General features: G+C 37.0%; 6 protein-coding genes. All 6 read left to right on the forward strand.

Annotated features, from left to right (window positions below; genetic code table 11):
- Nucleotides 1-62 precede the first annotated feature (62 nt).
- Nucleotides 63-1175: a glycosyltransferase family 4 protein gene (locus HW347_RS19500; protein ID WP_214613405.1), complete on the forward strand. Its 1113-nt coding sequence runs from the start codon at nt 63-65 to the stop codon at nt 1173-1175.
- A complete protein-coding gene (locus HW347_RS20800; protein ID WP_214613406.1) occupies nt 1175-3031 on the forward strand; it encodes a glycosyltransferase in 1857 nt (618 codons plus the stop codon). The genes HW347_RS19500 and HW347_RS20800 overlap by 1 nt, the downstream gene beginning before the upstream one ends.
- A 9-nt stretch (nt 3032-3040) precedes the next feature.
- Nucleotides 3041-3610 carry an L-threonylcarbamoyladenylate synthase gene (locus HW347_RS19510; RefSeq protein ID WP_214613407.1) on the forward strand — a complete coding sequence of 190 codons (570 nt, stop codon included), beginning with the start codon at nt 3041-3043 and terminating at the stop codon, nt 3608-3610.
- 74 nt (nt 3611-3684) lie between these two features.
- Complete coding sequence (locus HW347_RS19515; protein WP_225901995.1) at nt 3685-5100, forward strand: CCA tRNA nucleotidyltransferase; 1416 nt, start codon at nt 3685-3687, stop codon at nt 5098-5100.
- Between the two features lie 265 nt (nt 5101-5365).
- Entirely contained in the window at nt 5366-6304 is a 939-nt protein-coding gene (locus HW347_RS19520; protein ID WP_155594377.1) for a PorP/SprF family type IX secretion system membrane protein, read from the forward strand.
- 283 nt (nt 6305-6587) lie between these two features.
- Nucleotides 6588-8565, forward strand: a 1978-nt coding sequence (locus HW347_RS19525; protein WP_214613408.1) for a DUF7507 domain-containing protein, incomplete at its 3' end; no start/stop codon positions are given.

Genomic DNA, 8565 nt, shown 5'->3' on the forward strand with positions numbered 1-8565 from the left:
CATAAAGCACTCAATAAACCTAAAAGCACTACTTTAGTTACCCGATCAAACAGAACTTAAAAATGAGAATTGGTTTCGAAGCAAAAAGAGTTTTCCATAACAATACCGGTCTCGGTAATTACGGACGGGATGTTATCCGAATTCTTAAGAAATTCACCCCAATAGATCAATTTTATCTATATACTACATCTGTTTCATCTCAAAAAAGATTTGATTCCTTTGACAAAATTGTTATAAAATTACCCGAAAGTGGAATTTGGAAAAAATTGTCTTCTATTTGGCGCTTAGGACCTGTGGCTAATCAGATTAAAAAAGATGAAATCAATCTATATCATGGCCTTTCGGGAGAAATACCATCTGGGTTAAAATCAAGAGGTATACCAACCATTGTTACTGTTCACGATCTTATTTTCTTTAGCCATCCTCATTATTACTCATTTTTTGATAGAATTATTTATTCGATAAAATCGAAACACGCAGCAAAAAATGCGGACAAAATAATTGCAATTAGTGAACAGACCAAACGAGATGTTATAAAATATTTAAATGCAGAAGACTCCAAAATTCAAGTTGTTTATCAAGGTTGTAACAAAGCTTTTAAGCAAGAATATCCACAATCAGAAAAAGATAAAGTTCGAGAAAAATATAGCTTACCTGAACAGTATATACTAAACGTAGGCACCCTTCAGGAGAGAAAAAATGCATTACTTATTGTAAAAGCTATTAAGGGCACGGACTATAATCTGGTATTAGTAGGCGGTGAAAAGAAATATGCTCAAAAAATACATTCTTACATCAGAGAAAATAACCTTGAAAATCAAGTTTCGTTTTTAAAAAATGTTTCTGTTAATGAGCTTGCTGTCATCTATAAAATGGCAACTATTTTTTGTTATCCCTCGCTTTGTGAGGGGTTTGGAATACCTATTATTGAGGCATTGTTCAGTAAAATTCCTGTAATTACTTCGCAAGGAAATTGTTTTCCCGAAGCAGGCGGACCTAATTCTGTTTACATAGACCCATCTAGTGAAGAAGGCTTACGAGAGGCTTTCCGAAACCTTTATTACAACGCAGATGAGAGAAGACGTATAGCTGATTTAGGCTATACCTATGTACAGCGTTTTTCTGATGAAGAAGTAGCAAAAAATTTATTCAAGGTTTATAAATCTATGCTTTAATGAAAACTATCTGTTTCTTTAATAGCGTAGAAAATTGGGGCGGTGGCGAAAAATGGCATTTTGACACCAGCCTGTATATGCATAAAAAAGGGCATCAAGTTCTTGTTATCGCCCATGAAAAAAGTGAACTTCTAAACAGATTAAAAGGCACAGGGGTTCCTACTATCGGTCTAAAAGTTGGTAATCTTAGCTTCTTGAACCAGGCTAAAATCGATAAAATAAAGAACATTCTGATAGAGCACCAAGTAGGTTGCATTATCATTAATCTTTCTCGTGATTTAAAATTAGCCGGACTTGCCGCAAAAAAAGCGGGTACTGAAAAAATTATTTATAGAAGAGGTAGTGCCATACCTATTAAAGATTCTGTTCTTAATCGCTATTACTTCAAAAACGTTGTAACTCATATTTTAGCTAATTCAGAAGCTACTAAAAATACGGTTCTATCAAATAACCCAACCCTGTTTCCTAAAGAAAATATCACTGTTATTTATAACGGTATTGATATAGACGGATTTCTTAGCAAGGAGGTAAAACCCCAATACCGTTCCATTAACAAAAATGAGGTTGTATTGGTCAATTTAGGCAGATTAGAAGCCCAAAAAAATCAACAGTTCTTAATTTTACTCGCTAGCGAACTTAAAAAACGACAAGTCCCTTTTAAATTATTGATAGGCGGCGAAGGCCGATTAAAGGAAGCTTTACAACAACAAGCTAAGGAATTGAATGTTTCTGAGAATGTTCTTTTTTTAGGATTTATTGAAGAGCCTAAAAACTTTATAGTTTCTGGCGATATTTTTCTTCTTTCCTCTTTATGGGAAGGCTTTGGGTATGTAATAGCAGAAGCTGCACTTTGTAAAAAACCTGTCGTAGCTTTTGACACAAGTAGTAATCCTGAAATTGTATTACAGGAAAAAACAGGATACTTAACCAAGGTAAATGACGTAGAATCCTTTGCGAATAAGGTTGAAAAACTGATAACAAATCCCGACCTACGAGAGCAAATGGGCAAGGCGGGTTTTGAGTATGCTCAAAAAGCATTTAATGCGAACACCATTCTTAAAAAAATTGAAAATTATCTGACTGCTAAAAAGCCAAAAACAAATAATATTACGGCTTTGCTAATTACCTATAATGAGATTGAACATATAGATGCCGTTCTTGAAAATATTGATTTTGCAGATGAAATTATAGTTGTAGATTCATTTAGTACAGATGGAACTGTAGAACGGATAAAAGCACATTCAGGAGTAAAATTTATTCAAAGGGAATTTAAAAACTACACCGACCAGAAGGCATATGCCATGGAACAAGCGTCTAACGATTGGATACTCTTTTTAGATGCTGATGAAAGGCTGACCCCCGAATTACGAAAGGAAGTCATTGAAACAGTAAACACAAACGACGAGGAGATTTCCGCATACTACTTCTACAGAACTTTCATGTTTAAAAAAGAAGAGTTACGTTACAGTGGTTGGCAAAGCGATAAGAATTACCGTCTTTTCAAGAAAAGTAAAGTTAACTTTACTAAAGATCGTATTGTTCATGAAACCTTAGTTGTTCAGGGCAAGTCAGATGTATTAAAACATAGACTTATCCATTATTCTTATAAAAATTACGAAGACTACAAAAGTAAGATGGTCAAGTACGGTCAGATGAAGGCTATAGAAGAACTTCCTAAAAATTATAGTCCTAACGCCTATCACTTCATCGTTAGACCTTCATACAAATTTATAAACCATTACATTTTAAGGCTTGGTATTCTAGATGGAAAAAAAGGTGTTATCATCTGTTATCTGAATGCTCTTGGCGTTTATTCGCGCTACAAAGAACTAAAACGCCTTAAAAAACAGCGCTAATTTTTTCACATGCAAGACCTTAATACAGAAATCAACAAATGCATAGAGGTGCTACAAAATGGCGGCCTCATTCTCTACCCTACGGATACCGTTTGGGGAATAGGATGTGATGCTACTAATGAAGCCGCGGTTAAAAAAGTTTATGAGTTAAAACAAAGAGAGGACAGCAAAACCCTTATCTGTTTGGTTGCCAATGACGCAATGTTAGAGCGTACGATTGAAGAGGTCCCTGAAGTGGCTTACGATATTATAGACCTTTCTACAAAACCTACGACTATAATTTACGACAAGCCTAAAGGCGTTGCAAAAAATCTGGTTGCCAAAGACAATACCTTGGGTGTTAGGGTAGCATCGGATAAATTTTGTAGGTATTTAATTAACAAGTTCAAAAAACCTATAGTTTCCACTTCTTCTAACATTTCTGGAAGACCAACTCCCAAAAGTTTTGATGAAATAGACGCTGTTATTTTAAAAGGTGTAGACTATGTGGTAAATTTGCAGCCCGAACAAAAATCCGGAGTACCTTCAGCTATTATAAAACTGAGTAACGATGGTACAGTTAAGATTATACGGCAGTAATTTATAATGAAATACATATTTAGGTTTTTATAGAATGAAAAAAATCTACAACCTAAAGTCTAAAAATTAAACCTTTGAACCATACACAAGCGCTTTCCAACCCTATTTTTAAGATCGTTTCACAAGCTGCGGATGAACTTGGGGTAGATTGTTATGTAATTGGTGGGTTTGTCAGGGATTACCTGCTAGAAAGAGGAACACATAAAGATATAGATATTGTAGCTATTGGAAGTGGTATAGAACTGGCAAAAAAAGTAGCATCTTTACTCAAGGGAAAACCAAAAGTTAGTGTTTTTAAAAATTTTGGTACCGCTATGTTACGCCATGACGATATTGAATTAGAGTTTGTTGGTGCCCGTAAAGAAAGTTACCACAGAGATAGTCGGAAACCGGTAGTTGAAGATGGAACTTTGTCGGACGACCAAAACCGACGCGATTTTACCATCAATGCTTTAGCTATATCGCTAAATTCTAGTAATTACGGAGAACTGCTAGACCCTTTTGATGGTGTTTCCGATTTAGATAACAAAATTATTCGCACGCCTCTTGAGCCAGGAATTACGTATTCGGATGACCCGTTGCGTATGATGCGCGCCATTCGTTTTGCTACCCAACTAAATTTCACGATTGAGGAGGCCTCTTTACAAGCTATTACGGATAATAAAGACCGTATTACTATTATCTCCAAAGAGCGAATTGTAGATGAACTAAATAAAATTTTAGAAAGTAGTGTGCCTTCATTAGGGTTTTCTCTACTTCATAAAACGGGCCTTCTACCCTATATTTTACCGGAATTAGTTGCCTTGCAAGGTATAGAAGAAATTGAAGGACAGCGCCATAAAGATAATTTTTGGCACACTCTGGAAGTAGTTGACAACATTTCGGAAACCACAGATAACCTTTGGTTGCGTTGGGCTGCTTTGTTACACGATATTGGTAAAGCACCGACTAAAAAATTTCACAAAAAAATTGGATGGACATTTCATGGACATGAATTTGTTGGTTCAAAAATGGTGTACAAGCTTTTTAAGCGACTCCGCATGCCATTGAACGATAAGATGAAGTTTGTTCAGAAAATGGTATTAATGAGTTCTAGGCCTATTGTTCTTTCTGAGGATTATGCTACAGATTCTGCGGTACGACGTCTAGTTTTTGATGCAGGAGAAAATGTTGAAGACTTAATGACCCTCTGTGAGGCAGATATCACAACAAAAAATCCAAAAAAACAGAGAAAATACAAGAACAACTTTAAAGTTGTTCGTCAGAAAATCATTGAAGTAGAAGAGCGAGATAGCATTCGTAAGTTCCAGCCTCCAGTAAGTGGCGAAGAAATCATGGAAACTTTCAACTTAAAACCTTCAAAAGAAATTGGCATTATCAAAGAAGCTATTAAAGAGGCAATTTTAGAAGGTGAAATTCCCAATGAATATGAAGCGGCAAAAGAATTTATGCTAAGAAAGGGTAAAGCAATTGGTCTTACACCGTCCTAAATTCAGCATATTAGGGTACTTCTTTATATCAAAAAAAGATACCAAGCTATTTTAACAATAGACCTCATTTTCTAACGTTTTACTGTTGAGACACAATGAAAGGACAATCGCATCGTTCAAGTGATTTTATTTATCAACGACATATTTACCAATTGTACCGATTTATTTTGGTAGTCAACGATAAGAATAGTCACAAATGATAAAAATAGATACCTTTACATAGGCAGATTCAAGATTGTCCCCCTTTTTATCCAATTAAAAAGTCATGAAAAAATTCCTTCTGATTGCACTCATTACCACTACTACAATAGGTGGCCTTAGAGCTCAACAAGATGCCCAGTATACACAATACATGTACAACCCAATGCCCATTAACCCAGCATATGCAGGTTCCCGTGGTGTTTTTAGTATAGCGGCATTACACCGTTCACAATGGGTTGGTGTACAAGGTGCCCCAACAACACAAACACTTAATTTTCATACACCAGTCTCAGACAGAGTAGGTGTTGGTCTTTCTATCGTAAATGATGATATAGGAAACGGAACAAGTCAAGAAACTTATTTTGATGGTGTTTTTTCCTATACTGTACCCCTTTCAAGAGAAGCAAAACTTGCATTTGGTTTAAAGGCTAGTGCACACGTGTTAAACCTAGATTTTAGTAAACTTGCTAACTACCAAGATGAAACTTCTGGTACAGGTCTAACTAATATTGATAACAAGCTTTCTCCAAACTTTGGTGCAGGTGTTTACTATTACAATGAGCGATTTTATGTAGGCCTATCCGTTCCTAATTTCTTGGCAACCAAGCATTTTGATGGTGATGCATCTAGTTCTTCTTTTTTAGCAAAGGAACGTATGAACTTTTATTTGATGACAGGATATGTTTATGACCTTAATCAAAGATGGCAATTTAAACCAACGCTACTGGTAAAAGCAGTAAATGGAGCCCCTTTACAGGTGGATGTTTCAGCTAATTTCATGTTCAGAAATAAATTTATTTTAGGAGCCGGTTATAGGTGGGATGCTGCTCTTAGTGCTCTTTTTGGATTTCAAGCTTCAGACCAAATATTATTAGGGTTAGCTTACGATAGAGAGGTTACTGAACTTGGTGGTTCGCGATTCAATGACGGTTCATTTGAAGTAATTTTAAGGTATGAATTTCGCTCACGTCGCAGAAGAAGTATAGCACCAAGATTTTTTTAAGCTTCAGACTATTTTACTCCCGTTCTAACTCCAATTTTTGTGGTGGTTTAAACTCGTACACCCCTTTTTTTATATCGGGTTTAGCCTAAATCACCCGAAAAAACAATTTTGCCACTAAGTTATCCTACACATTAAGGGGTCTATACATCTAGTTTTTTACACTATACAACATATAGTTTGCAAGGTCTCGTGACCTAATTAAATTTACGCCACAAATTTGTAGGTCTTTTTTTACAATAGCTATAAACGGCTATTCCAAAGACTTTATAAAATACATTCCCAATTGGCGAATCGTTTTAAAAAAATTTTCGGGGCATTTCTCTTAGTATTACTTGCCCATGTGGCAAACGCTCAGCAAACCACAAATTGGACATCGGTATCACCCTCAGTATGGGAATCCGTTACCAGTGATGGTTTGGTACGCGTTCAATGTACTGTATCTGGGGGTGTATCAATTTCAGGATCTGAAACAATGGGTTGCACCAGTGCTGCAACCTATAGCGATCCTGCAGTTTTTGGAAGTCCCTCTTTAGAGGTTTCTGCTAGTTCATCAAACTCAGGAAATTTGAGTTTTTATTTTTTTGACGCCGTAACTAATAATCAGGTTTACATTGTAAATCCAATTTTACATGCTGACAAAGTGGGTACTTTCACACTAATTCCTATTCTCGGAGGCGGCGCGGCCACTGGTAATTTCAACATTACCAATGGTACATGGTCGGAACTAAGTTCCAATGGAACTATATTTCAATCTACATCAACCCTTTTTAATATTGACGATAGTGCGCTACTGGCCAGTTCCGGGGGTGAATGCGATAATGGAGTTAGTGACGGAGCAGGTGGAGGCAGTTTACGTGTTAACAATGTAACTCAGTCAATCCAAATGGATGTAGACGTAACAGGTGGCTTGCTTAGCCTCCTAGGGTTAGGGTCAACCGTCGATGAAGTAGAGTTTATTCTAACAGATATAATAATTGCAGAACCCAAAATTGAAGTAACCAAAACAGTTGTCGAAAACTTTTCAGACCCTGTTAGTACTGGCGATATTATAGATTACACAATTACCGTAGAAAACACAGGCAACGTTACTTTAGATAATATTGACCTAACAGATACTTTTACCGATATAGATTCAAACAATCTAACTTTAACAAACTCCCCTACTTTTAGTAGTTCCTCTTTAAGCTCGCTTGAAGGCACACTCCTTCCTACTGAAACAGCAACCTATTTAGCAAGCTTTTCAATAACTGCACCTGCATTGGAAACAGGAGGAGTTATTAATCAAATAAGTGTTCTTGCCGATAGTCCATACGGAACGGATGACGTAGATGATATTTCTGATAATGGTATTGATACCGACGGAAATATCGAAGATGACGCTACTATAAGTTATTTTCCTACGACCGAGGACGATACAGTTGACATATGTGAAGAAGGGATAGTTGATATTTATATGCTCACAAATGATAATTTTGGAGGAAACGGACCTTCATCTGGAAGCATATTTATTGTTAGTCCAGCTAGCTCTGGAACTGCTTTAGTTAATGATAACACAACCCCATCCAATCCTGTTGATGATTATATAACCTATTCTTCAGCCCTTGGATATACAGGTTCAGATAGCTTTGTTTATGGAATAACAGATAGTAAAGGATATACTCAACATGGAACAGTATCCATTACAGAAACCGCCGCACCGGATGCAGGAACAGATGGAACATTGATTATCTGCACAGGAACTACAGTGACAGAAACTCAGCTTTTTAATGAACTCGGTGGTACACCCGATTCCGGGGGAACTTGGACTCCTACTCTTGCAGGTGCAGGAACATACACCTATACCGTAACGGCAACATCGCCATGTACTGTCGATAGTACTTCCGAAATAGTCGTTTCCGAACAAGCAGCACCGAATGCGGGAACCGATGGAACATTGACCATATGTCAAGGTGCAACAGTAACAGAAGCTCAACTTTTTAATGAACTCGGTGGTACACCCGATTCTGGTGGAACATGGTCACCAACAATGGCTGGAGCAGGAACATACACCTATACCGTAACCGCTACTTTACCTTGTACCGTTGATAGTACTTCCGAAATAGTCGTTTCCGAACAAGCAGCACCGAATGCGGGAACCGATGGAACTTTAACTATTTGCGAAGGAACTACCGTAACAGAAATACAACTTTTTAATGAACTCGGTGGCACGCCCGATTCCGGGGGAACTTGGACTCCTACTCTTGCGAGTACAGGAACTTATA

The organism is Zobellia barbeyronii (assembly GCF_018603515.1).
In the GTDB taxonomy this organism is placed as follows: domain Bacteria; phylum Bacteroidota; class Bacteroidia; order Flavobacteriales; family Flavobacteriaceae; genus Zobellia; species Zobellia barbeyronii.